Raw genomic sequence first — 23,682 nt, 5'->3', positions numbered from 1 at the left:
GCCGGGCCGTACAAAGCTCCGACCGCCCCCGAGCACCAGGAGCGTCAGCAATGAGCATGCGGCATCCGCTGGCCGGCATCACCGTGGTCAGCCTGGAGCAGGCGGTCGCCGCTCCCTACGCCACCCGGCAGCTCGCCGACCTCGGCGCCCGGGTGATCAAGGTGGAGCGGCCCGGCGAGGGCGACTTCGCCCGGCGCTACGACACGACCGTGCACGGCCACTCCAGCTATTTCGTGTGGCTCAACCGGTCGAAGGAGTCCCTCACCCTCGACCTCAAGGACCGGCGGGGCCGTGACGTTCTGCACGAACTCCTCGCCGGCGCCGACGTGTTCGTGCAGAACCTCGCACCGGGCGCCACGGACCGGCTCGGCCTCGGCACCGACGAACTGACGCGGCGCCACCCGCGCCTGGTCCCCTGCACGATCTCCGGCTACGGCACGACCGGGCCGTGGGCCGACCGCAAGTCGTACGACCTGCTCGTGCAGTGCCAGACCGGCCTGGTGTCCCTGACCGGCACCCCCGAGGAGACCGCCCGGACCGGGATCTCCGTCGCCGACATCGCCGCCGGGATGTACGCGTACAGCGGCGTCCTCACCGCCCTCTACACGCGCGCCACCACCGGCACCGCGCACCCGGTGGAGGTGTCCCTGTTCGAGGCGCTGGCCGAGTGGATGGGGCAGCCCGCCTACTACACGCGCTACGGCGGCACCCAACCGCCGCGGCTGGGCACGCAGCACGCCACCATCGCGCCGTACGGCACCTACCGCGCCGCCGACGGCAAGGAGGTGCTGTTCTCCATCCAGAACGAGCGCGAGTGGGCCGCCCTGTGCGCCGGGTTCCTCGGCCGCCCCGACCTCACCGCCGACCCGCGTTTCGCCACGGGCTCGGACCGGGTCGCCCACCGCGCGGAGCTCAACGAGGTCGTCGCCGAGCGGTGCGCCCGCTCCGACGCGGCCGACCTCCTGGAGGAACTCCAGGCCATCGGCATCGCCTGCGCCGGCGTCAACGACATCGCCGCGTTCCTCGACCACCCGGTGCTGGCCGGCCGCGACCGCTGGCGCGAAGTCGCCCTGCCCGGCGGGGTGACGGTCGAGGCGCTGCTCCCGCCGGCCGACCTGGCGGGCACGGCCCCGCGCATGGACCCGGTGCCGGCGGTCGGTGAGCACACCGACGCGATCCTGGCCGAGCTGGGGCGCTCCGGCGAGGACATCGCGGCGCTGCGGGCGGACGGCGTGATCTGAGCGCGTACGCCGTGAACGCCGAGGGCCTGTCCGGCGGTTGGCGGACAGGCCCCTGGTCTCCGGGAGGTTCAGGGCTTCAGCGTGAATGAAGTCGCCGGAGCGTTGGCGCTCAGCCGCGCCGCGAAGCGGACCGAGACGTCGATCGCCTCGCGGTCCATGCACCAGGCGACACCTAGCGCTTCGAGTCCGGCTTCCAGTCCCGGGCGAGGAGTCCGAGCAGCACCTCGTCCAGGAACTCGCCCATCACCCAGGCCGAGGAGCGCAGCACGCCCTCGCGGACGAAGCCGTTGCGCTCGGCGGCGCGCAGCATCGCGTGGTTGTCCGACAGCGTCTCGATCTGCAGCCGCTGCAGGCCGCGCACGACGAAACCGTAGTGGCACAGCACCGCGACCACGTCGGTGCCGTAGCCCTTGCCGCGCGCGGCCGGCCGGAGCCCCAGCCCGATGTGCGCGTTCCGGTGGTGCGTGTCGATGCCCCACAGCGTCGCGGTGCCGATCAGCGTGCCGCCGTCCAGCTCCACCACGGAGAACGGGACGATCCCCTCCTCCTTGTCGTTCACCGTGAGCCGGGAGTCCTCCGCGCCCGGCCTCATCGGCCGCCACGGCCGGCCGTCGGCCCGCGACCCGTTGACCACGTCGTCGTAGAGCTCGGCCCGCAGGATGGGTATGTCGTCCTCGTGCCGGGCCCTCAGCCCGACCTTGTCGCCCTTCAGCATGCAGGCTTCCTATCCGAGCGGACCGGGCGTCGGCAAACGATTTGAGGGCCGGTGGACTCAGTGGAAGCAGAGGCAGAACGGATGGCCGGCCGGGTCCGCGTAGACCCGCCAGTTGGCTCCCGGGCGGATCTGGTCCGTCCGCTCCAGCACGGTCGCGCCGAGGGCGAGCGCCCGCTGCTCCTCTCCGTCGAGATCGTCCACGTCGAAGTCCAGGTGGATCTGCTGCGGGCTCTCCTGGCCGGGCCATTCGGGCGGCCGGTAGCCGTCCACCCGCTGGCAGGCAAGCGGCGTCCCCTCGAACCCGTGCACCTCGACCCAGCCGGACTCCTCCGGGTTCGTGACCACCCGGCCACCGAGCAGACTCGCGTAGAACTCGGCGAGCGCCACCGGATCGGCACAGTCCAACGCCACCGCCTGCAGCTTTCGGATCACTCAGCACGCCCCTCGCTCTCAGGTCGCTTCCGCGACGCCCCGTACGGGAGGGGTTCGTACCCGCCAACGCGGCGGGCATGCACGGCGGCAAACCGGACGGCCGCCACGGTTCGCCCCCTCCGCCCCGTCGAGCGCGGCGCCATGCGCTATCTGCTATCTGCCATCTGCCGGGCTTTCGTCGTCGTGACCCCGTGGTCACAGTGAGCCGCCGGGCAGGCCCTGCCGTCCCCCCGTCCGCTCGGCCTCCCGCGCCTTGCCCGCCTCCAGTGCCTCCAGCACGTCCTCGTCCGTCAGCTGTTCGAAGTCCTCGTACCACTGGCCCACCGCCATGAACGTGTCCGGCCGGTACGGGCAGACGACGAGGTCGGCCTCGGCGTTCAGTGCCTCCGCCGCCTCCGGGGAGCCGACCGGCACGGCCAGCACGGTGCGCGCGGGGCCCTGGCGGCGCAGGGCGCGCAGGGCGGCGCGGGCCGTCGAACCGGTGGCCAGTCCGTCGTCGACGACGATCACGGTGCGGCCCCGGACCTCGGGGGCGGGGCGGCCCTGGCGGTAGCGCCGTTCACGGCGTCGCAGCTCGGTCCGTTCCCGTTCCACGACGGGCGCCAGATCCTCCGGGCCGAGGCCCAGCCGGTCCAGGGCGGCACCGTCGTACAGGGGGTCCTCCTCGCCGACGAGCGCGCCGACGCCGTACTCCTCGTGGTGGGGCGCGCCGATCTTCCGCACGACGAGCACGTCGAGCGGGGCGTCCAGGGCGCGGGCGACCTCGCGGGCCACGGCGACGCCGCCGCGCGGCAGGGCGAGGACGACCGGGTCGGGCAGGGCCCCGCCGGCCTGGACTTCGAGCAGTTCTTCGGCCAGTTCCCGCCCGGCCTGACGGCGATCACGGAACAGCATGGCCGTCGTGCCTCCTTCCCGCACCGGAAGACGGGCCCCGCGTACCCCTCCCCGGCCGCCCGAAGCACGACGGGGCCCGGTCCGCAAGCGGGAAACTCCCCGGAATGGGTGCGTTTCCCGCCGGGCAGGTGCGGCAACCCGGCACCCTGCGCAGGCGCGACCGCCGCTTCGTCACGGGCGGCCGGGCCCGCCGCCCCCTGGGCGAGGTCCGCGCCGTGCGGACCCGCCCGAACCCCATTGACGGGAGCCCTCGGATGACCACTGGTGCATCGCATCCGCTGCCCGCCCGGTCGGGCCCGCGCATCGGCGTGCTCGGTTCCTACGGCGGTTTCAATATCGGCGACGAGTCGATCCTGTCCTGCGTCCTCGGCTGTCTGCGGTCCCTGCGGCCCGACGCGCGGCTGGTGGTGTTCAGCCGCAACGCCGAGCACACCCGGGCCCACCATCACGCCGCCGACCAGGTGCTCGACTGGGAAGGCGTGAGTCTCAACCACGTCCTGGACACGCTGGCCTCCCTCGACCTCCTGGTGCTGGGCGGCGGCGGCATCCTCTACGACGGTGAGGCGCGCCGCTATCTGCGGCTGGTGCGGGCCGCCCAGGAGCGCGGTGTGCGCACGTTCGCGTACGCGGTGGGCGCCGGTCCGCTGCGGGAGCCGGACGACCGGGCGGCGGTGCGGTCCGTGCTCGCGGAGATGGACGACGTGGTCGTGCGCGACGAGGAGTCCCGGCTGGTGCTGGAGGAGGTCGGCCTGGAGCGGGACGTCGTCGTCACGGCGGACCCGGCGCTGCTGCTGCGGCCGGAGCCGTTCACCGACGCGATGATGCGCGACGAGGGCGTGCCGACCGACGCCCGGCTGGTCGGCATGTCGGTGCGGGAGCCCGGCCGGGCGGCGGAGAAGCTCGACGAGGGCGACTACCACGCGCTGCTCGCCGACGTCGCCGACTTCCTGGTGCGGCGGCTGGACGCGCACGTGGTGTTCCTGCCGATGGAACGCCACGACGTCCGCCACGCGCACGCCGTGCTGTCGCACATGACCGCCCCGGACCAGGGCCGCATCCTGCACGGCTCGTACAGTCCCGGCCAGGTCCTCGGGTTCATGCGCCATCTTGACCTGGCCGTCGGCATGCGCCTGCACTTCGTGATCTTCGCGGCGCTGTCCGGTCTGCCGGTGCTGCCGCTGCCGTACTCCGGGAAGGTCTTCGACTTCGCGCGCCGTACGGGTGCCCCGGCACTGGTCGGGGTGGCGCGGGAGCAGGCGGGACTGCTGCTCGCCGAGGTGGACCGGCTGTGGGACGAGTTCCCGCAGCGCCGGGACGCCCTGCACGCCCGCGTGCGGGAACTGCGGGCGACGGCCACGCAGACCTGCGAGCGGTGCGGTGATCTGCTGGACGACATCGACGGCGGCCGGTCGGCCTCGGCCCCGGAGCCGGCGGACCTCACCGTCCCGTCGGCGGGCTCCCTGAGCGTGTGACCGGGCCGGACGCGGAGGGACAGCGATGCCGATCCTGCGACAGCCCCCCAATCCGGAAACCGTGACCCTGCCGTCCCGGCCTGCCCAGCACGGCGGCCGGGTCGACGTGCTGGTGGTGGGCGGCGGGCCCGCGGGGTGCGCCGCCGCGGTGGCCGCGGCCGACGCCGGGGCGGACGTGGTGCTGGTGGAGCGCTACGGGTTCCTCGGCGGCAACGCGACCGCGGCGCTCGTCATGCCGCTGATGTCCTTCCACAACGAGCACAAGCAGGCCACCTTCACCGAGTCCGGCGACGAGGCCCGGTTGCTGCCCACCGACCACGGCGAGGGCGAGCCGGTCGTCGCCGGCGTGCTGTGGCGGCTGATGGACCAGCTCCTGTCGCGCGGCGGCGCCATGAAACCCTCCCCGAGGACCGGGTACACCGTGCCGTTCGACCCGGAGCTGTTCAAGCTGGTGCTGCTCGACATGATGGACGAGTCGGGTGTGCGGATGCTGTTCCACGCCTTCGCCTCGACCGCGCTGCGGCTGGACGACGGCTGGCGGGTGGTGTTCGAGACCAAGTCGGGGCCGGTGGTGATCGACGCCGGGGTGGTGGTGGACGGCACGGGCGACGGCGACGTCGCGGCCGCCTGCGGGGCCCCGTACGAGATCGGGCGGCGGGAGGACGGTCTCGTACAGCCGATGACGCTGATGTTCCGCGTCGCGGACTTCGCCCGGCCGGACTTCGCGGACTACGTGCGCGCCCATCCCGACCAGTGGCGCGGCGTGCACGGCCTGTGGGACCTGGTGGAGGAGGCGCGGGCGGACGGCGACCTGCGGCTGCCGCGGGAGGACATCCTGTTCTTCGGCACGCCGCATCCGCGCGAGGTCAGTGTCAACAGCACGCGCGTGAACCGGGTGCTCGGCACCAGCGTGTGGGACCTGACCCGCGCTGAGTACACCGCCCGCCGCCAGCTCGCCCAGATCGACCGCTTCCTGCGCACGCGCGTGCCCGGCTTCGAGGAGTCGTACGTCGTGCAGAGCGGCACGCACATCGGGGTGCGCGAGACCCGGCGGGTGCTGGGCGACTACCAGCTCACCGGCCACGACATCCTGGGCGCCCGGCCGTTCCCGGACGTGATCGCGCACGGCGCGTACCCGGTCGACATCCACAATCCGCGCGGCTCCGGCACGGTGCTCAAACGCGTGCCGATGGGCCGCTTCTACGACATCCCGCTGCGCTGTCTCGTGCCGCGCGGCACGGAACGGCTGCTGGTGGCGGGCCGCTGCATCTCCGGCACGCATGTGGCGCACTCCTCGTACCGGGTCATGCCCATCGCGATGGCGACCGGGCAGGCGGCGGGGGTGTGCGCGGCGCTGACAGTCCGGCACGGGCACGGCCCACGGGGCGTGCCGTACCGGCTGGTGCAGCGCGAACTGCTGCGGCAGGGCGCGAGGTTGCGCGTCGACGCGCCGACGGCCGAGTGAGGCTTCCGTCAGTCCGTGGCGACCCCGACGTGTTCGTCGCACCAGCGGCGGGCCGCGTCGGCGACCTGTTCCAGCGCGCCGGGCTCCTCGAACAGGTGGGTGGCGCCGGGCACCACGCGCACCCGGTGCGGCGCGCGCAGCCGCCGTGCCGCCTCCTCGTTGAGGCGCAGCACCTCCGGGTCGTCGCCGCCGACGATCAGCAGCACGGGTGCCCGCACCGCCTCCAGGGCGTCGTACGCCAGGTCGGGCCGGCCGCCCCGGGACACCACGGCCACCACCCGGTCGGGGCGCTCGGCGGCGGCGACCAGGGCAGCGGCGGCTCCGGTGCTGGCGCCGAACAGGGCGACGGGCAGCGCGGCGGTCTCGGGCCGGTCGGCGAGCCAGTCGGTCGCAGCGACCAGCCGGCGGGCCAGCAGGGGGATGTCGAAGCGGTGCTCGGCGGTCAGCAGGTCCCGCTGCTCCTCCTGTTCGCTGAGCAGGTCCATCAGCAGGGTGCCGAGGCCGGCGGTGCGCAGTTCGGCGGCCACCCGGCGGTTGCGGGGACTGTGCCGGGAGCTGCCGCTGCCGTGCGCGAACAGCACCACGCCGCGCGCGGCGTCCGGCAGGTCGAGGTCGCCGGCGAACGACGCGCCGTCGGCGGGAATCCGGACCAGGTGGGAGATCATCGCGATCGCCCCTTCTCATGGGGTTCTCATGGGGGGTACGTCCGGCTCGTGCGGGGTGTGTCCGGTCTGTCCGTCCGGGTACCCAGGCGGGCCGCCGCCGGGGCCGTCCGCTTCCCTGCGCGGCAGCATGCGTGCTCCGTGCCAGGGAAGTCGGTAGGCATGGTGGGTGAAGCGGACGACGACAGGCAGGCCCGTCGGCTGGGCGAGAGCGGGCACCGCACGGTGCCGCACACCGCCGACATCCGCATCGAGGCGTGGGCGGCGGACCGCGAGCGCTGTCTGGCGGAGGCGGTGCTGGGGATGGTGGAGTGCTTCGCCGACGTCACCGGGGTGCGGGCGACGGACGTGGACCGGGTCCGGCTGGCCGAGGGCAGCGACGACGATCTGCTGGCCACCCTGCTCGACGAGGTGATCTACCGGCTGGAGGTGCACGGGCAGGTGCCGGTGGACATCGAGGCGGAGGACGCCGAGGACGGCCTCGACATCCGGCTGGCGGTCGCCCGTCTCCGGGACGTGGAGATCACCGGCGCCGCCCCGAAGGCCGTCGCCTGGCAGGACCTGCGCATCGGCCCGGACGCCTACGGCTGGTCGTGCGCGGTGACGCTGGACGCGTGAGGCGCGCCCCGGTCACGGCCGGGGACCTCACCCCTGTCACCCCTTGACCACCCCGAGCGGCACGAGCCGCGCGACCCGGCGGCACAGTCCCGCGCCCTCGCTCGCCGCGACCACCGCGCTCACGTCCTTGTACGCCTCGGGGGTCTCCTCGGCGAGGCCGCGCCACGATCTGGGCCGTACGGCGATGCCGCCTGCCTCCAGCCGGGCGCGCAGTTCCCGGCCGCCCACCACGCGGGCGGCCTGGTGGCGGCTGAGCACCCGGCCCGCGCCGTGGCAGGTGGAGAAGAACGCGTCGCCGCCCACGACGCCCGTGAGCACGTACGAAGCGGTGCCCATGGTGCCGGGGATCAGCACGGGCTGGCCGAACTCCCGGATGTCCGGGGGGAGTTCAGGGTGTCCGGGCGGGAAGGCGCGGGTGGCGCCCTTGCGGTGCACGCACAGTTGGCGGGGTTCGCCGCCCGTCTCGTGGGTCTCGATCTTGGCGAGGTTGTGGGACACGTCGTACACCAGCGACAGGTCCGCGCCCGCCGCGCGGCGGAACACGCGGCGAGCGGCGTGGGACAGCAACTGGCGGTTGGCGCGGCCGTAGTTGGCGGCGGCGGCCATGGCACCCAGGTAGGCCCGGCCCTCCGGCGAGTCGACGGGGGTGCAGGCGAGCTGCCGGTCGGGGACGGTGATGCCGTACCGGGCCATGGCGCCGTCCATCGCCCGCACGTGGTCGGTGCAGATCTGGTGGCCGAGGCCTCGTGAACCGCAGTGGATCATCACGCACACCTGGCCGGGGGCGATCCCGAAGGCGGCGGCGACCGCCTCGTCGTACACCTCGGCGACCCGCTGCACCTCCAGGAAGTGGTTCGCCGAGCCGAGGCTGCCGACCTGTCCGAGGCCGCGCTCCCGGGCCCGCGCGCTCACCCGGTCCACGTCGGCGTCGGCGACCGCGCCGCCGTCCTCGCAGCGCAGCAGGTCGCGTTCCGCGCCGTAGCCCTGGGCCACGGCGTACCGGGAGCCGCCGCGCAGGATGTCCTCCAGCTGACCGGGGCCGGACGGGTGCCACACGCCGCCGGGGCCCGCGCCGCGCGGGATCGCCCGGTCCAGGCCGTCCATGACGGCGGGCAGCGCGTGCGCGACGTCCCGCGGGTCGGCGTCGGCGGTCAGCAGCCGCACCCCGCAGGAGATGTCGAAGCCGACTCCGCCGGGCGAGACGACGCCGCCCGCGGCGATGTCGGTCGCGGCGACTCCGCCGATGGGGAAGCCGTAGCCCCAGTGGATGTCGGGCATCGCGTACGACGCGTCGACGATGCCGGGCAGGGTGGCGACGTCGGCGACCTGCTCCAGGGACTTGGCGGCGTCCTTGAGCAGTTGCCGGGAGGCGAACACGACGCCGGGCACCCGCATCGGACCGTGCGGTGCGATACGGAAGCGGTAGGGGCGCTCTTCTACGAGTTCCATCGCGACCTCCCGCGGCTCGCGGACGCTGCTACGCGGTACCCGCGCGGGCCGGGTCCATGCGGGCGGCGGCCGTCCTACCGTGGAGGCATGGGCGGCAGTGCCGTGACGCTGTTCCTGTGCGGCGACGTGATGCTCGGGCGCGGCGTCGACCAGATCCTGGCGCACCCCGGCCCTCCGGAGCTGCGGGAGGCGTACGTCGGGGACGCCCGTGAGTACGTGCGGCTGGCCGAGTCGGTGTCCGGGCCGGTTCCGGCGCCGGTGCCGCCGGACTGGCCGTGGGGCGAGGCGCTTGCCGTGCTGGCGCGGGCCGCGCCGGACGTCCGGATCGTGAACCTGGAGACCTCGGTGACGGGCGGCGGGACGTTCGCGCCGGGCAAGGCCGTCCACTACCGCATGCATCCGGCGAATCTTCCGGCGCTGGCCGTGGCCCGGCCCGACGTGTGCGTGCTGGCCAACAACCATGTGCTCGACTTCGGGCGGCCGGGCCTGGCCGACACGCTGGACGCGCTGGCCGGGGCGGGGCTGCGGTACGCGGGCGCGGGCCGCGACGCGCAGGAGGCGTGCGCGCCCGCGGTGGTGCCGCTGGGTTCCGGCGGGCGGGTGCTGGTGTTCGCCCTGGGGGCGGCGTCCAGCGGTGTCCCGGCCGGCTGGGCGGCGTCCCGGGAGCGGTCCGGTGTCGCGTACCTGGCGGCCCTCTCCCCGGCCGCCGCCGACGCCGTGCTGCACCGCGTGCGGCGGTACCGGCTCCCCGGTGACCTGGTGGTGGTGTCCGTGCACTGGGGCTCCAACTGGGGCTACCGCGTGCCGCGCGAGCAGGTCCGCTTCGCGCACGCGCTGGTGGACGGCGGCGTGGACGTCGTCCACGGTCACTCCTCCCACCATCCGCGCCCCGTGGAGATCTACCGCGACCGGCCGGTGCTGTACGGGTGCGGCGACTTCGTCGACGACTACGAGGGGATCACCGGTTACGAGGAGTACCGGGACGATCTGCGACTGGCCCACCTGGTGTCGCTCGCGGCGGACACCGGGCGGCTGACGGCGCTGCGCATGGTGCCGTTCCGGGTCCGGCGGATGCGGCTGGAGACGGCGCCCGAGGGGGACCGGGCCTGGCTGCGGGCGACGCTCGAACGGATCGGCCGGGGCGTGCGCGTGCGGCTGTCGTCCGACGGCGCGCTCGTGGTGACGGCGGCGGACACCCCGCCGGACGCGGACTCCTCCGCCGGGTAGGGGCCCGGCCGGGGCGGCGTTCCGCCGACACGGCCGGGGCGGCGTTCCCGCGGTCGCGCATGCGCCGGACCCACGGGGGTACCGGGCGCGCATGCCCCGGACCGATGGGGGTACTTCGGGCGGCATGACCGGCATCGACCTCCGCAGCAGCGCGTTCGAGGACCACTCCCCCATCGCGCGGCACTACGCGCTGGAGGGCGAGAACGTCTCCCCTCCGCTGTCCTGGAGCGGCGTCCCCGAGGACGCGGCCGAACTGGTGCTGGTGTGCGAGGACCCCGACGCGCCGTCGGGCACCTTCGTGCACTGGATCGTGGTGGGCGTCGACCCCCGCAGCGACGGCGTCGACGCGGGGCAGGTCCCGCCCGGCGGCACCGAACTCGTCAACGGGTACGGCCGGGAGGGCTGGGGCGGTCCGCATCCGCCGCCCGGGGACGACGCGCACCACTACGTCTTCCGGCTGCTCGCCCTCTCCGAGCCCTGCGACCTGTCCGACGCGCCGTCCGCCGACGAGGTGCACCGGGCGGTCGGGAAACGGCAGCTCGCGGAGGGTGAGCTGGTGGGGCTGTACCGGCGCTGACGACCGACGGACCGCAGACCGACGGACCGTCGACCGCATACCGTCGACCGTCGACCGTCGACGGCAGACCGCAGACCGCAGACCGCAGACCGCAGACCGCAGACCGCAGACCGCAGACCGGGGAGCGTACGCCCTTTGCGACGGGCGCGCCGAAGGCCTCGTGCGTCCGCCGCGGCGCCGTCAGCGTCCGCGCGGCCCGCCCCGTTCGCGGCGCAGGCGGCGGCCGACGACCCACAGGTCCACGGCCGCCGTCAGGGCGAGCACCCCGCAGATGGCGGCCAGGACGACCAGTTCCTCGCGGTCGAGCGCGGCGCCCGGGTCCGCTGCGGCGGCCAGCACGGCGAAGAGCACCGCGGCGGCGACGAAGAGCGGCAGGAAGAGGGCCGCGAGCAGCCGGCGCATCCGGACCGCGCTCTGGGCGGTCACCGGTTCGGTGCCGGTCCGGGGCCAGCGGCGGCCGAACGCGCCGGACCGCGCTCTGGGGACCGGCCGCCCGGGGCGGCCGGGACGCCGAGTGTTCACGCGGCCTCCTCACGACGTGGCTCCCGCCCGCGTAGCCAGCTCGCGGGCGCGTAAACCGGGCGGCGACACGTCACTCGGGGGCGAATGGGGAACGGCCCGAGGGCGGTGCCCCGGCATCCCTGCGGGGGGGGGACGGCCGCGGGCGGGGCCCGCCCTTACGGGTGGGGCCCCGCCCTCGGCCACGGCGCGGACGCCGACGCGTGTGGCGTCAGGCGCCTGGGCCCGCCCCGGGGACCGGCTCCGTGACGCCGTTCAGGGGCGAGTCGGGATCGGTGCCGTAGGGGCGGGTGAAGACCTCCAGGCCGTGCCCGTCGGGGTCCGTGAAGTACACGCCGCGACCGCCGTCGTTGCGGTTGATGCGACCCGGGTGGCGGCCGTGCGGATCGGCCTGGACGGGGACCTCGTCCGCGACGAGACGGGCGAGGACGCCGTCGAACTCGTCCTCGGAGACGAGGAACGCGTAGTGCTGTACGGGGATGTCGATGTCGACGGTCGCGAAGTCCAGCGTGACGCCGTTCGCGGTCGTCACGGGCAGGAACATCCCGGCCGGTTCCCCGTCCTCCAGCCCCAGGATCCGGGCGAGGAAGCGGGCGGACTTCTCCCGGTCGCGGGAGAGAACGATGGTGTGGTTGAACTCGACTGACACTGGTCAATGCCTCCACGGGCATCTCCGCGGCGCCTCCATGCCTCACCCGGACGGTGACCGGCACGCGATGCCGCGCCGAGATCGTAGGCAGCGGCGTCCGTGCGTGTCGAGCGGTTTCCGGCCGTCCCGCGCCGTGCGGGGGCGGCGCGGAAATCGGGCTGCCGGGGTGGGCCCCGCGCGTCTTGCATGGCCCGCATGGCGACCGACCGGCGTCAGCCCGTGGGGGCCGCGCGGGCCGTTGTTCGCCGACCCGCGCGATCAGGGCGACCCCGGCCGCCCGCGCCGCGCCGTCGTCGGCGGCGCGGCGCGGACACGGCAGGACGCGGACACGGCAGGACGCGGACACGGCAGGACGTAGTGCCCGGCGTGCCAGTGGGGCCGTGCCGTCGGCGGCTCAGGCCCGGTAGGCAGCGAACCGCTACCGCGGCTCCCCGCCGCGCAGTCGGATCGGAGGCGGACCGCGGTGGTGCGAGGCGTGGCCGGCGGGGCGGGGCGCGGCGGGCCGATGACCGGCCCGGTTCGCGACCGGGCTAGCGTGGCGGCCGTGACTCCCTCCACCGATGAGACGACCGACCACACCCCCGGCCGGCAAGGCCCTTCCGCCACCACCGAGGCCGACGCCGCCTCGGTGGGCCGGGTGCGGACCGAGTACGCGCCCGCGTACGACGGCGATCCCGACCCGGGCGAGATCGTCTGGACCTGGGTGCCCTACGAGGAGAACGACGGCCGGGGCAAGGACCGCCCGGTGCTCGTCGTCGCCCGCGAGGCCCGCGGCACCCTGCTCGCCGTCCAGTTGTCCAGCAAGCGGCACGACGGCGACCGGGAGTGGGTGCCGATCGGCAGCGGACCCTGGGACCGGTCGGGTCGGGAGTCGTGGGTGGACGTGGAGCGGGTGCTGCGGCTGCACGACGGCGGGATGCGGCGGGAGGCGTGCGCGCTGGACCGGATGCGGTTCAACCTCGTGCGGCAGCGGTTGCGGGAACGGTACGGCTGGAGTTGACGCCGGGGTGCCACCCACCGCCCGGCACCATGGCCCGCCGCCCGGCGCCGCAGACCCCGTCGCAACCTCACCTCCAGGTCGCGGACAGGTCGCGGGCGCCCGGCATCACGAGATGCCGCCGGCCCTCAGCCCTCGGCCGACCGCCCGGGCGGGCACCCCAGCGCCCCGACCCCCACGCCACCGCGCCCCCGCACCCCGCACCCCCGCACCCCCGCACCCCCGCACCCCCGCACCCCGCGGGGCAACTCCCCCGCCCCTTAGGCGAATACGCGGTCGAACGCCCCGCGCACAGCCCCGTCCCGCGTCCGGTCCAGGATGCCGAACGTCACCTGTGTGAACGCCCCCTCGAAGCGGCCCCCCGGGCCGAGTCGGGCCCGGAACGCCTCCGCCACCCTCACCGGGTCGTTCTGGAACACCCCGCAGCCCCAGGCGCCCAGGACCAGGCGCCGGTAGCCGTGGGCCGCCGCCGTTTCCAGGACGCGTTCGGCGCGTGCCGCCAGGGCCGCCGGCAGGGCGTCGGCGCGTTCCGGTGCCGTGCGGCGGATCACGCCCGCGTTCGGGGCGGCGGCCGTCAGGAAGCCGGCCGTGAACGGCTCGTCCAGCAGGCCGCCGCGGTCGTCGCGGAAGACGGGCACACCGGGCGAGTGGATGACGCGGTCGGTGTAGAACGGGTCCCGGTGGGCGCGGTGGTGGTCGTAGAACTCCCTGGCCTCCAGCAGGCACGTGTACAGCGCGGACGCGCGGCACAGGGCCTCCTCCTGGGCCTGGGCTCCGTTCAGGTAGCCGCCGCCGGGGTTGCGGGCCGAGGCGAAGTTCAGGACGGCCGTTCCGGGGCCGAGCCGCCGGGCGGCCTCCAGGCTGCTCTCCCCCGTGACCTCGATCAGGGTGGCGTGGCGCGGCGTGTCCGGCACCGGCACCGGGCCGGGGCCGTACATGCGGGTGCCCGCCCGCGCCGCCTCGACCGCCGCGGCGATGGGCACCTCACGCCCGTCGGACGCGCGGTAGCCGCCTGCCGCGACGATCTCCTCGGTCTGCTGGGCGATGCCGCGCAGGCGCGCGCTCATGGCGCCACCCCCGTGGACGCCACGGGCACGCGCCGCGCGCCCTCCCTCGTCGTGCTCATGACCGAATCCTGAGCGATGCCCGCGATGCGGTGCAACGGGGTTTTCCCGGCCGCGAACCCCGGGGAAAGCCGCTGGAAACGGCCGGACGACGAAGACGACCGCCCCGGAACGTCCCGGATCGCACCCTTGTGTGAAGCGCCGGGAGCGTCTTGGGTGGGACGGGTGATGTCCGCCCGGGCCAGAGGACCGGGTCGGTGGCATGGTGGTATCTCAGGAGGATCCAGGCATGTCCGAATCGTCTACGACCGCGGCGGGTGACTGTACGGAGCCCCGTACCCCCGTCACGGAGGCAGAGGTGGAGGCCCTGGTCAGGGGCATCTGCTTCAAGACCGGACCACCCCGCACCCTCGGGGTGGAAGTGGAATGGCTCGTCCGCGAACTGCACCGGCCACGGCTCCCCGTGGCACCCGAACGACTCGAAGCGGCCTACGCCGCACTGCGGACCGTGCCCCTGCGGTCCGCGCTCACCGTGGAACCCGGCGGCCAGCTGGAACTCAGCTCGCCGCCCGCCGCCTCCCTCATGGAGTGCGTCCGCACCGTCTCCGCCGATCTCGACGCCGTCCGCGCGGCCCTGCGCCGGGACGGGCTCGGCCTCGTCGGCATCGGCCACGACCCCTGGCAGAGCCCCCGCAGATTCCTGCGCCAGCCGCGCTACGACGCGATGGAGGCCTGCCTCGACCGCACCGGCCCGGCCGGCCGCGCCATGATGTGCACCTCGGCGTCGGTGCAGGTCTGCCTGGACGCGGGATACGAGGAGCCCGGCACCCTCGGCCATGTGCGGCGCTGGTGGCTCGCCCACCATCTGGGCGCGGTCCTGGTGGCCGCGTTCGCGAACTCCCCGCTGGCGGACGGGCGTCCGACCGGCTGGCTGTCCACCCGGCAGCTGCGCTGGACGCAGATCGGCACCGGCCGGGCCGGCGGCCCCAGGCTGGACGCGGACCCGCGCGCCGCCTGGACACGGCACGTCCTTGACGCGCCGGTGATGTGCGTACGGCGGGACAACGGGCCCTGGGACGTGCCGGACGGGCTCACCTTCCGGAAGTGGGCCCGCTCCAGGGCGCCGCGGCCACCGACCCGGGAGGATCTCGACTACCACCTCACGACCCTGTTCCCGCCGGTCAGACCGCGCGGCCATCTGGAACTGCGGATGATCGACGCGCAGCCGGGCGAGGACGGCTGGATCGTGCCGCTCGCCGTGACGACGGCGCTGTTCGACGACCCGGAGGCCGCCGAGACCGCCTACCGGGCCGTGAAGCCGCTGGCCGAACGCGCACTGACGCTGCCCGCGCCGCACAACCCGCTGTGGCTCGCCGCGGCCCGGCACGGCCTGGCCGACGGCGAGTTGCGCGAGGTCGCCGTCGCCTGCTTCACGGCGGCGCTGGAGGCGCTGCCCCGGATCGGCGCCACCGCGGAGGTCGCCGGCGCCGTCGCCGCGTACCTGGACCGCCATGTCGCCCGGGGCCGCTGCCCCGCCGACGACGTGCTCGACCGGCTGCGCGCCACGGAGGTCCCCGTTCGGGGGACGGACGGGCACCACGGGCCCGGCGGGCAGCACGGGAAGAACCGGAAGGACGTCCGCTCATGACCGAGCCCACGACCGGGACCGCGACCGGCACGGAGACCGACACCGAGACGCTGCGGGAGCGCGCGCTCGGTTCGCTCGTCACCGCACGCGACCGCACCACGCTGCTGACCAGCTGTGTGGAGGACCCGGACCTGACCGCGCAGCACTCGCCGCTGATGTCCCCGCTGGTGTGGGACCTCGCCCACATCGGCAACCAGGAGGAGCAGTGGCTGCTGCGGGCCGTCGCGGGGCGGGACGCGATGCGGCCCGAGATCGACGGCCTGTACGACGCCTTCGAGCACCCCCGTGCCGAGCGTCCCTCGCTGCCGCTGCTGCCGCCCGCCGAGGCCCGCGCGTACGCCTCGGAGGTGCGCGGCCGGGTCCTGGACGTGCTGGAGAGCACCGCTTTCCACGGGACGCGGCTGACCGAGGCCGGTTTCGCCTTCGGGATGGTCGCGCAGCACGAACAGCAGCACGACGAAACGATGCTGATCACCCATCAACTCCGCACGGGACCGCGGGCCCTGACCGCGCCCGACCCGGACCCGGTGCCGCTGTTCACCGGCCCGGCCGAAGTCCTGGTGCCCGGCGGCCCGTTCACGATGGGCACCTCCACCGAGCCGTGGGCACTGGACAACGAACGCCCCGCGCACCGGCGCGAGGTGCCGCCCTTCCGGATCGACACCACCCCGGTGACGAACGCCGCCTACCAGGCGTTCATCGAGGACGGCGGCTACGACGACCCGCGCTGGTGGACGGCGGCGGGCTGGGCGCACATCCGCGGGCACTCCGTCACGGCACCGCTGTTCTGGCGCCGGGACGGCGGGCAGTGGCTCAGGCGCCGCTTCGGCGTCACCGAGGTCGTACCGCCGGACGAGCCGGTGCTGCACGTGTGCTGGTACGAGGCCGACGCGTACGCCCGCTGGGCGGGGCGGCGGCTGCCCACCGAGGCCGAGTGGGAGAAGGCCGCCCGGCACGATCCGGCCCGGGACCGCTCGACGCGCTATCCGTGGGGCGACGCGGACCCGGGGCCCCAGCACGCGAACCTGGGCCAGCGGCATCTGCGTCCGGCGCCCGCCGGGAGTTACCCCGAGGGCCAATCGCCGCTCGGTGTGCGGCAGTTGATTGGCGACGTGTGGGAGTGGACGGCGAGCGACTTCCTGCCGTATCCCGGTTTCCGGGCGTTCCCGTACAAGGAGTACTCGGAGGTGTTCTTCGGCCCCGAGTACAAGGTGCTGCGCGGTGGTTCGTTCGCCGTGGACGCGGTGGCCTGCCGGGGCACGTTCCGCAACTGGGACTATCCGATCCGGCGGCAGATCTTCGCCGGGTTCCGCACGGCCCGTTCGGAGGGCGCCTGATGTGCCGCCACGTGGCGTATCTCGGGCCCGCGCTGCCGCTCGGCCGGCTCCTCGTGGAGCCGCCGCACGCCCTGTACCGGCAGTCCTGGGCGCCGCGCCGGCAGCGCCACGGGACGGTCAACGCCGACGGTTTCGGCGTCGGCTGGTACGCGGAGGGCGACCCGGTGCCCGCCCGGTACCGGCGCGCCGGGCCGATCTGGGCGGACCGGTCCTTCGCCGACCTCGCGCGGGTCGTCGGCAGCACCGCGCTGCTCGCCGCGGTGCGGGACGCGACGCTGTCCGGGGCCGACGCGGAGGCCGCCGCCGCGCCGTTCGCGGACGGTCCCTGGCTGTTCAGTCACAACGGCGCGGTGGCGGGCTGGCCGGACTCGCTCGCGCCGCTCGTGCCGACGCTGTCCCCGGTCGACGTACTGCAGCTGGAGGCCCGCAACGACTCGGCGTTCGTGTGGGCGCTGGTGCTGGCCCGGCTGCGGAGCGGTGACGACCCGGGGCGGGCGCTGGCCGGCACGGTCACGGAGGTCGCCGCGGCGTCCCCGGCGTCCCGGCTCAACCTGCTGCTGACCGACGGCGCGACGATCGCCGCGACCGCCTGGGGCGACACGCTCTGGTACCGCTCGGGGACCGGCCCGGACACGGTCGTGGCCTCCGAGCCCCACGACGACGATCCGCGCTGGGTGGAGGTCCCCGACCGCACCCTGCTTCTGGCGAGCCGCACCGATGTGCTGCTCAGCCCGCTCAAGGAGCCGAGCGACGCCTCGGCCCCCTCCCCCGCGCCCGACGCCGCGCGGGCGGGAGGAACCCCATCGCCGAAGGAGCCCCGTACGTGAGCCCGTTCCTTCTCACCCGCACGCTGCCCGAGGACGCCACGGAGGCCGCGCTGCGCGCCGACGTCCTCCAGGGCCTGACCGCCACCCGCAAGACGCTGCCGCCGAAGTGGTTCTACGACGCGCACGGCAGCGAGCTGTTCGAGCGGATCACCGAACTGCCGGAGTACTACCCCACGCGTGCCGAGCGCGAGATCCTCGTCGACCGCTCGGGCGAGATCGCCGCGGCGACCGGCGCCCGCACGCTGATCGAGCTGGGCTCCGGTTCCTCGGAGAAGACACGGCACCTGCTGGACGCCCTCGCCGGGCTGCACACGTACGTGCCCGTCGACGTCAGCGAGAGCGCGCTCACCCTGGCCGGGCAGGCGCTGGTCGCGGAGCGGGCCGGGCTGAACGTGCACGCCCTGATCGCCGACTTCACCGCCGCCCTGACGCTGCCCGGGACGCCGGGGCCCCGGCTGGTGGCGTTCCTGGGCGGCACGATCGGCAACCTGCTGCCCGGCGAGCGGGCCGCGTTCCTGGCGTCGGTGCGCGCCCTGCTCACGCCGGGCGACGCCCTGCTGCTCGGCACGGACCTCGTCAAGGACGAGGAGGTGCTGGTCGCGGCGTACGACGACGCGGCGGGCGTGACGGCCGCGTTCAACAAGAACGTGCTGTCCGTGGTCAACCGCGAGCTGGGCGCCGACTTCCGCGCGGACGCCTTCGAGCATGTCGCGCTGTGGGACGCCGGGCACGAGTGGATCGAGATGCGGCTCAGGTCGCGTGCGGCGCAGACGGTGAAGGTGCCCGCGCTGGACCTCGCCGTCGACTTCGCGGCGGGCGAGGAGCTGCGCACCGAGGTGTCGGCGAAGTTCCGCAAGGAGGGTGTGCGCGCCGAACTCGCGGCGGCCGGCCTGGATCTGGCGCACTGGTGGACGGACGCCGCGGGACGCTTCGCGCTGTCGCTGAGCGTGGCGCGCTGAGCATGCCGCGGCGGCGGGCGGTCAGCCGATCCTGGGGCTGAGGAGTTCGGTGATCCGGCGGGAGGCCCGGCGGGCCTCGGTCTCCGGGTCGGCCCCGGTGAGCACCTTCGTCATGTACGCCTTGATGGGGTTGTCCGCCTCCACGTCCGCCCATTCCGGTGTGGAGGGGGTCGCCCTGCCCTGCGCGGCTCCGGCCGCCATGGCGGCGACCCCCTCCTCCCCCGCGACGGCCTTCGCGAGGGTCGTCTTGTTGGGGACGTAGTTCATGGTGCGGGCGAGTTCGGCGTTCCACTTGGCGCCGGCGAGCGCGCCGACGACCTCGACGGCGCGCTCGCGCTCGTCGGTGTTCGCCGGTACGACGAGGTCGGAGCCGCCGGTGAAGACGGCGCCGGGCTCGGCGGCGGTCTTGCCGGGCACCGGGAAGAAGCCGAGGCGGCCCTCCAGGTCGGGGTTCTGCCGCACGATGGCCCGGGCGAGACCGGGGACGGCGACGATCTGGGCGACCTCGCCCTCGGCGAAGACGCCGGCCTGCGGCGGGTGTTCCTCGTCGGCGCCGGCCGGTCCCTCGCCGAGGGCCTGGAGCCGGCGGTAGAAGTCCATGCCGCGCAGGGCAGCCGCGCTGTCGAGGGCGCCCCGCCAGGTCCCGCCGTTCTCCACGGCGAGGTCGCCGCCCTCGTCCCAGATGAACCCGGCGAGCGTGTACCAGTCCTGGCCGGCGAGGTAGATGCCCTGCCGGCCGTCGGAGTTCAGCCGTTCGGTGGCGGTGATCCACTCCTCGCGGGTCTTCGGCGGCGCGGTGACGCCGGCCTCCTCGAAGAGGTCCTTGCGGTAGATGACGACGCGGTTGGCCGCGTACCAGGGGATGCCGTACTGCTGGGAGGAGCGCTGGCCGGGTTCGGCGAGGCCGGGCAGCCAGTCCCGGTTTCCCCAGTCGCGCATCGACTCCAGGGTGAGGTCGAGCAGTCCGTCGCCCTCCACGTACTGCGGGACCTGGGTGTTGCCGACCTCGATGACGTCCGGGCCGCTGGTGCCGTCGGCGGCGAGGGCGGCGTGCACCTTCTCGCCGATGCCGGTCCACTGCTGGATGCGGATGTCGAGGTCGATGTCGGGGTGGGCGCGTTCGAAGTCCTCGGTGAAGCGGTCCAGGAACTCCTGGGAGGCGCTGTCCTTCATCAGCCAGACGGTGACGGTGTGCCTGTCGCCCTCCCCGCCGGGCAGCATGCCGCAGCCGCTGAGCAGGGAGGCCGTGACACAGGCGAGGGCGAGGAGGCGACGTCTCACGAGGGGTCCTGTTCTGTCTTGCGGGACAGGGCTGGGAGACCCGGCGTGGGGGGACGAGCGGGCTGCTCGTACGGGCGTGTGCGGGATTTTGGTATGGACCAATGCGACGGTCAAGTGTCGCCCGCCCGGACGTGCGACGCCTCGCGCTCCGCCGCAGCTTGGGGCACCGTGGAGTGACGCGCGACACACGCCGCACCGTCGTCACCGCGAGAGGAACACCCGCATGTCCAACCACACCTACCGGGTCACGGAGATCGTCGGCACCTCGCCCGACGGCGTCGACCAGGCGATCAACAACGGCATCTCCCGCGCGTCGCGGACGCTGCGCAACCTCGACTGGTTCGAGGTGACCCAGGTCCGGGGCCAGATCGAGAACGGCGCCATCGCGCACTGGCAGGTGGGCCTCAAGGTCGGCTTCCGCCTGGAGGACTCGGAGTGACCCACCGCCGGCCGGGGCCCGGTCGGGGTCTCGGCCCGGCTCCCGCCCCGGGGCGGCCGGGCCTCAGGTCCGCCCCTCGCGCTCCTGCGCCACCTTCAGCTCGTCGGACGGGGTGGCCCAGCGCGCCCGTACGACGGTGAAGCCCGCCTGCTCGGCGTCCGCGCACACCAGTTCGTCGTCGTCCACGAGGACCCGGACCTCCCGGGTCCGGGCCAGCCGGCGCAGGATCTCCAGCTTGGTGCGCCGGGCCGGCCTGCGGTCGTTGTCGCGCCGCATGTGGACCCGGCCCTCGGGCAGCCCCTGGGCGGCGAGCCAGTCGAGCGTGTCCCGCCGGCAGCGCTCGGGCCGTCCGGTCAGATAGACCACCTCGCACTCCTCGGCGCTCTCGCGCGCCATCGCGACGCCCTGCGGCAGCGGCGGATCGTGGGGCGCGGCCGCGAAGAAGGCGTCCCAGTCGCGCGGCTTGCGCTCCAGGAACCTCTGCCGGTGCGCGGTGTCGGCGAGGGTGTTGTCGAGGTCGAAAACGGCGATCGGGCGCTTGCTGCTGTCGTTCACACCGTCACCCTAAACAGCCGCGACGCGGGCCACCCGGCCCCTCGGCCCACGCGCGTGCGGCACGTTCGGGACAGCCCTGCCCGGTGCGGCCTCCGGCACGTCGCACCATGTCCCCGCTACGCAACAGCCTCGTCCGCAATTGTTAATGGGATCCATTTTCATGTAGCGTCCTCGGTGCTCGTGCGTGATGCCCCGCACCGTGTCCGTCCACCGAGGAGGAATCCATGGCCGTCCCCAAGCGGAAGATGTCCCGCAGCAACACCCGTCACCGCCGCGCCCAGTGGAAGGCCGCCACGCCGGCCCTGGTCCCGGTCACCGTCGACGGCGTCCGGCACCTCGTACCGCAGCACCTCGTCAAGGCCTACGAGCGCGGGCTGCTGCGCCCCGAGGGCTGATCCGGTGACGCACGACCGACTGCCCGTCACCGTGCTGTCCGGGTTTCTCGGCGCGGGCAAGACCACGCTGCTCAACCACGTCCTGTCCGGGCGCGGCGGCCTGCGGGTGGCCGTCGTCGTCAACGACATGAGCGAGGTCAACATCGACGCCTCCCTGGTGCGCGGCGGCGAGGCGGCCCTGTCCCGGACCGAGGAGCGGCTGGTCGAGCTGACCAACGGCTGCATCTGCTGCACGCTGCGCGACGACCTGCTGGAGGAGGTCGACCGGCTCGCCCGCGAGGGACGGTTCGACCACCTCCTCATCGAAAGCTCGGGAATCTCCGAGCCGATGCCGGTGGCCGCCACCTTCGCCTTCGCCCGCGACGACGGGGCCACCCTCGGGGACGTGGCCCGCCTGGACACCATGGTCACGGTCGTGGACGCCGCGAACTTCCTGACCGAACTCGACAGCGGCGACGACCTCGCCGAGCGCGGCCTCGCCCCGTTCGAGGACGACGAGCGCACGGTCTGCGATCTCCTCGTGGACCAGGTCGAGTTCGCCGACGTCCTGGTGCTCAACAAGCTCGACCTCGTGGACGACACGGCGGCCGGGCGGCTGCGGTCGGCGCTGCGCCGCCTCAACCCGCTCGCCCGGATCGTGCCGGCCGTGCACGGCCGGGTCGATCTCCACCAGGTGCTCGGCACCGGCCTGTTCGACCTTGACCGCGCCCAGCAGGCGCCCGGCTGGGTGCGCGAGCTGAACGGCGACCACGTCCCGGAGACGGAGGAGTACGGCATCTCCTCCACCGTGTTCCGGTCCGAACGGCCCTTCCATCCCGGGCGGTTGTGGTCCTTCGTCACCGAGGGACTGGACGGCGGGACGTACGGGCGGATCCTCCGCTCCAAGGGCTTCTTCACCCTGGCGTCCCGGCCGCGCGTGACGGGACTGTGGTCGCAGGCCGGTTCCGTGGCCCGCTTCGAGCCCTCCGCCGCCCGCGACAGCGACGCCCCGTACGCGCAGGAGCTGGTGTTCATCGGGACCGGCCTGGAGGCCGAGGCGCTGCACGCCGCGCTGACGGCCTGCCTGATGGCGCCCGGTGAGCCCCTGCCGCCGACGGACCCGTTCCCGGCCTGGGACACCTACGGCGTCGACGACACCTGCGAGCACGAACACGCCGCGGAGCTGTCGGTACCCGCGCGGTGACGGCCGGTGAGGGCGGGAATGCGGCGCGGCGCCCGGTGTTGAACCCGGTGTGAGTTCCGTGATCGCCGCGACCCGCTTCTCCGTCCTCGACCGTTCCCGCACCCGCGAGGGCCACACCGGCGCCGAGGCGCTGCGCGACACCGTGGCGCTGGCCCGGGAGGCGGAGCGGCTCGGCTACCACCGTTTCTGGGTGTCGGAGCACCACGGGGTGCCCGGCGTCGCCGGTTCCGCGCCGACCGTGCTGGCCGCCGCCGTCGCCTCCGCCACCGGCACCATCCGGGTCGGCACCGGCGGAGTGATGCTGCCCAACCACCAACCGCTGGTCGTCGCCGAGCAGTTCGGGGTACTGGAGTCCCTCTTCCCCGGGCGCGTCGACATGGGCCTCGGACGGTCGGTCGGCTTCACCGACGGGGTGCGCAAGGCGCTCGGACGGGGCAAGGACGACGCCGGCGACTTCGAGACCCAACTGGCCGATCTGCTCGGCTGGTTCCGCGGCACCTCCCCGACGGGCGTCCGCGCGCGGCCCGCCGAAGGGCTCACCGTGCCGCCGTTCGTGCTGGCCATGGGCGAGGGCGCCGGCATCGCGGCCCGCGCCGGCCTGCCCCTGGTGATCGGCGACCTCAGGAACCGGGAGAAGATGCGGCGCGGCGTCGACCACTACCGCGCGGCCTTCCGGCCCTCGGCGTGGGCGAGCGAGCCGTACGTGGTGATCTCCGGGACGGTCGCGGTCGCGGGCACGCCCGAGGAGGCGCGACGGCTGCTGATCCCCGAGGCCTGGTCGATGGCGTACTCCCGCACCCACGGCACGTTCCCGCCGCTGCCGCCCGCCGAGCGGGTCGAGGCGTCGGCGATGACCGCCAGGGAACGCGGTCTGTACGAGGCGGGTCTCGCCGGGCACATCGCGGGCACCGAGGAGCAGGTGGCGCACGAGCTGGAGGCTGTGCTGAAGGAGACGGGCGCACAGGAGGTGCTCGTCACCACCAGCACCTACGACCGGGCCGCGCTGCTGGACTCCTACCGGCGGCTCGCCACCCTGGTGCGGGGCTGAGAGGTCCCGCCCGGCACGCCGGAGGGCGC

Annotated in this window: 25 protein-coding genes; 15 read left to right on the top strand and 10 right to left on the bottom strand. The window is 74.3% G+C overall.

The window, feature by feature from the left end:
- Nucleotides 1-50 precede the first annotated feature (50 nt).
- Nucleotides 51-1,241 (top strand): CaiB/BaiF CoA-transferase family protein, encoded by a 1,191-nt coding sequence (locus QC282_RS11450; RefSeq protein WP_279549166.1) that lies wholly within the window; start codon nucleotides 51-53, stop codon nucleotides 1,239-1,241.
- A 172-nt stretch (nucleotides 1,242-1,413) separates the two neighbouring features.
- Here QC282_RS11450 and QC282_RS11445 read toward each other — a convergent pair whose 3' ends face one another.
- The 3 genes from QC282_RS11445 to QC282_RS11435 all read right to left on the bottom strand — a co-directional run bounded on the left by QC282_RS11445 (nucleotide 1,414) and on the right by QC282_RS11435 (nucleotide 3,282).
- Nucleotides 1,414-1,956, bottom strand: coding sequence for a GNAT family protein (locus QC282_RS11445; RefSeq protein ID WP_279549165.1), 543 nt, complete (start codon nucleotides 1,954-1,956; stop codon nucleotides 1,414-1,416).
- Between the two features lie 57 nt (nucleotides 1,957-2,013).
- The gene (locus QC282_RS11440) at nucleotides 2,014-2,388 is read right to left on the bottom strand and encodes a VOC family protein (protein WP_279549164.1); all 375 of its coding nucleotides are present in this window, start codon (nucleotides 2,386-2,388) and stop codon (nucleotides 2,014-2,016) included.
- A gap of 195 nt (nucleotides 2,389-2,583) precedes the next feature.
- Nucleotides 2,584-3,282: a phosphoribosyltransferase gene (locus tag QC282_RS11435; RefSeq protein ID WP_279549163.1), complete on the bottom strand. Its 699-nt coding sequence runs from the start codon at nucleotides 3,280-3,282 to the stop codon at nucleotides 2,584-2,586.
- 254 nt (nucleotides 3,283-3,536) lie between these two features.
- On the opposite strand from QC282_RS11435, the gene QC282_RS11430 reads away from it, so the two are divergent.
- Together QC282_RS11430 and QC282_RS11425 are read left to right on the top strand one after the other, a co-directional pair.
- Nucleotides 3,537-4,754, top strand: a complete 1,218-nt coding sequence (locus tag QC282_RS11430; protein WP_279549162.1) for a polysaccharide pyruvyl transferase family protein — start codon at nucleotides 3,537-3,539, stop codon at nucleotides 4,752-4,754.
- A gap of 25 nt (nucleotides 4,755-4,779) precedes the next feature.
- Nucleotides 4,780-6,219: an FAD-dependent oxidoreductase gene (locus QC282_RS11425; RefSeq protein WP_279549161.1), complete on the top strand. Its 1,440-nt coding sequence runs from the start codon at nucleotides 4,780-4,782 to the stop codon at nucleotides 6,217-6,219.
- An 8-nt stretch (nucleotides 6,220-6,227) separates the two neighbouring features.
- Here the strand turns inward: QC282_RS11425 and QC282_RS11420 are convergent, their stop codons facing one another.
- Nucleotides 6,228-6,884 (bottom strand): dienelactone hydrolase family protein, encoded by a 657-nt coding sequence (locus tag QC282_RS11420; RefSeq protein WP_279549160.1) that lies wholly within the window; start codon nucleotides 6,882-6,884, stop codon nucleotides 6,228-6,230.
- Between the two features lie 159 nt (nucleotides 6,885-7,043).
- Here QC282_RS11420 and QC282_RS11415 point away from each other — a divergent pair, with 159 nt between their 5' ends.
- Entirely contained in the window at nucleotides 7,044-7,499 is a 456-nt protein-coding gene (locus QC282_RS11415; protein ID WP_279549159.1) for an archease, read from the top strand.
- Between the two features lie 36 nt (nucleotides 7,500-7,535).
- On the opposite strand, the gene QC282_RS11410 is transcribed toward QC282_RS11415, so the two are convergent.
- The gene (locus QC282_RS11410; protein ID WP_279549158.1) at nucleotides 7,536-8,948 is read right to left on the bottom strand and encodes an RtcB family protein; all 1,413 of its coding nucleotides are present in this window, start codon (nucleotides 8,946-8,948) and stop codon (nucleotides 7,536-7,538) included.
- An 87-nt stretch (nucleotides 8,949-9,035) separates the two neighbouring features.
- On the opposite strand from QC282_RS11410, the gene QC282_RS11405 reads away from it, so the two are divergent.
- Both QC282_RS11405 and QC282_RS11400 read left to right on the top strand, forming a co-directional pair.
- Nucleotides 9,036-10,175 carry a CapA family protein gene (locus QC282_RS11405; RefSeq protein ID WP_279549157.1) on the top strand — a complete coding sequence of 380 codons (1,140 nt, stop codon included), beginning with the start codon at nucleotides 9,036-9,038 and terminating at the stop codon, nucleotides 10,173-10,175.
- 124 nt (nucleotides 10,176-10,299) lie between these two features.
- A complete protein-coding gene (locus QC282_RS11400) occupies nucleotides 10,300-10,752 on the top strand; it encodes a YbhB/YbcL family Raf kinase inhibitor-like protein (protein WP_279549156.1) in 453 nt (150 codons plus the stop codon).
- A gap of 180 nt (nucleotides 10,753-10,932) precedes the next feature.
- On the opposite strand, the gene QC282_RS11395 is transcribed toward QC282_RS11400, so the two are convergent.
- Nucleotides 10,933-11,274 carry a DUF6343 family protein gene (locus QC282_RS11395; protein ID WP_279549155.1) on the bottom strand — a complete coding sequence of 114 codons (342 nt, stop codon included), beginning with the start codon at nucleotides 11,272-11,274 and terminating at the stop codon, nucleotides 10,933-10,935.
- 208 nt (nucleotides 11,275-11,482) lie between these two features.
- Complete coding sequence (locus tag QC282_RS11390) at nucleotides 11,483-11,920, bottom strand: VOC family protein (RefSeq protein ID WP_279549154.1); 438 nt, start codon at nucleotides 11,918-11,920, stop codon at nucleotides 11,483-11,485.
- 544 nt (nucleotides 11,921-12,464) lie between these two features.
- Between QC282_RS11390 and QC282_RS11385 the strand changes: the two genes are divergently transcribed.
- Complete coding sequence (locus QC282_RS11385) at nucleotides 12,465-12,920, top strand: type II toxin-antitoxin system PemK/MazF family toxin (RefSeq protein ID WP_279549153.1); 456 nt, start codon at nucleotides 12,465-12,467, stop codon at nucleotides 12,918-12,920.
- A gap of 257 nt (nucleotides 12,921-13,177) precedes the next feature.
- On the opposite strand, the gene QC282_RS11380 is transcribed toward QC282_RS11385, so the two are convergent.
- Nucleotides 13,178-13,984, bottom strand: a complete 807-nt coding sequence (locus tag QC282_RS11380; RefSeq protein WP_279549152.1) for a TIGR02452 family protein — start codon at nucleotides 13,982-13,984, stop codon at nucleotides 13,178-13,180.
- A gap of 286 nt (nucleotides 13,985-14,270) precedes the next feature.
- Between QC282_RS11380 and egtA the strand changes: the two genes are divergently transcribed.
- Genes egtA through egtD form a run of 4 tightly spaced genes read left to right on the top strand, consistent with a single transcriptional unit; the run spans nucleotide 14,271 to nucleotide 18,752 of the window.
- The gene (gene egtA / locus QC282_RS11375) at nucleotides 14,271-15,629 is read left to right on the top strand and encodes an ergothioneine biosynthesis glutamate--cysteine ligase EgtA (protein WP_279549151.1); all 1,359 of its coding nucleotides are present in this window, start codon (nucleotides 14,271-14,273) and stop codon (nucleotides 15,627-15,629) included.
- Nucleotides 15,626-16,966, top strand: a complete 1,341-nt coding sequence (gene egtB, locus QC282_RS11370; protein WP_279549150.1) for an ergothioneine biosynthesis protein EgtB — start codon at nucleotides 15,626-15,628, stop codon at nucleotides 16,964-16,966. The genes egtA and egtB overlap by 4 nt, the downstream gene beginning before the upstream one ends.
- Nucleotides 16,966-17,793 carry an ergothioneine biosynthesis protein EgtC gene (egtC, locus tag QC282_RS11365; RefSeq protein WP_279549149.1) on the top strand — a complete coding sequence of 276 codons (828 nt, stop codon included), beginning with the start codon at nucleotides 16,966-16,968 and terminating at the stop codon, nucleotides 17,791-17,793. Before egtB ends, egtC begins: the two co-directional genes overlap by 1 nt.
- Nucleotides 17,790-18,752 carry an L-histidine N(alpha)-methyltransferase gene (gene egtD, locus QC282_RS11360; RefSeq protein ID WP_279549148.1) on the top strand — a complete coding sequence of 321 codons (963 nt, stop codon included), beginning with the start codon at nucleotides 17,790-17,792 and terminating at the stop codon, nucleotides 18,750-18,752. The genes egtC and egtD overlap by 4 nt, the downstream gene beginning before the upstream one ends.
- 21 nt (nucleotides 18,753-18,773) lie before the next feature.
- On the opposite strand, the gene QC282_RS11355 is transcribed toward egtD, so the two are convergent.
- Complete coding sequence (locus QC282_RS11355) at nucleotides 18,774-20,033, bottom strand: extracellular solute-binding protein (protein ID WP_279549147.1); 1,260 nt, start codon at nucleotides 20,031-20,033, stop codon at nucleotides 18,774-18,776.
- Nucleotides 20,034-20,256: 223 nt separating this feature from the next.
- Here QC282_RS11355 and QC282_RS11350 point away from each other — a divergent pair, with 223 nt between their 5' ends.
- The gene (locus QC282_RS11350) at nucleotides 20,257-20,472 is read left to right on the top strand and encodes a dodecin (protein WP_279549146.1); all 216 of its coding nucleotides are present in this window, start codon (nucleotides 20,257-20,259) and stop codon (nucleotides 20,470-20,472) included.
- A 63-nt stretch (nucleotides 20,473-20,535) separates the two neighbouring features.
- Here the strand turns inward: QC282_RS11350 and QC282_RS11345 are convergent, their stop codons facing one another.
- A complete protein-coding gene (locus QC282_RS11345) occupies nucleotides 20,536-21,027 on the bottom strand; it encodes a hypothetical protein (protein WP_279549145.1) in 492 nt (163 codons plus the stop codon).
- Between the two features lie 224 nt (nucleotides 21,028-21,251).
- On the opposite strand from QC282_RS11345, the gene rpmF reads away from it, so the two are divergent.
- From rpmF to QC282_RS11330, 3 genes are read left to right on the top strand one after another with little or no spacing between them, the layout of a single operon-like run.
- On the top strand, nucleotides 21,252-21,422 hold the full coding sequence (rpmF, locus tag QC282_RS11340) for a 50S ribosomal protein L32 (RefSeq protein ID WP_279549144.1): 171 nt from the start codon (nucleotides 21,252-21,254) through the stop codon (nucleotides 21,420-21,422).
- Between the two features lie 4 nt (nucleotides 21,423-21,426).
- Nucleotides 21,427-22,605: a GTP-binding protein gene (locus QC282_RS11335; RefSeq protein WP_279549143.1), complete on the top strand. Its 1,179-nt coding sequence runs from the start codon at nucleotides 21,427-21,429 to the stop codon at nucleotides 22,603-22,605.
- Between the two features lie 49 nt (nucleotides 22,606-22,654).
- Nucleotides 22,655-23,653: an LLM class flavin-dependent oxidoreductase gene (locus QC282_RS11330; RefSeq protein ID WP_279549142.1), complete on the top strand. Its 999-nt coding sequence runs from the start codon at nucleotides 22,655-22,657 to the stop codon at nucleotides 23,651-23,653.
- Nucleotides 23,654-23,682: the final 29 nt, after the last annotated feature.

It is taken from the genome of Streptomyces sp. DH24, assembly GCF_029813775.1.
Taxonomy (GTDB): Bacteria; Actinomycetota; Actinomycetes; order Streptomycetales; family Streptomycetaceae; genus Streptomyces.
The sequence above is the reverse complement of the archived record's forward strand: the minus strand, read 5'-3'. Positions and strand labels throughout refer to the sequence as shown.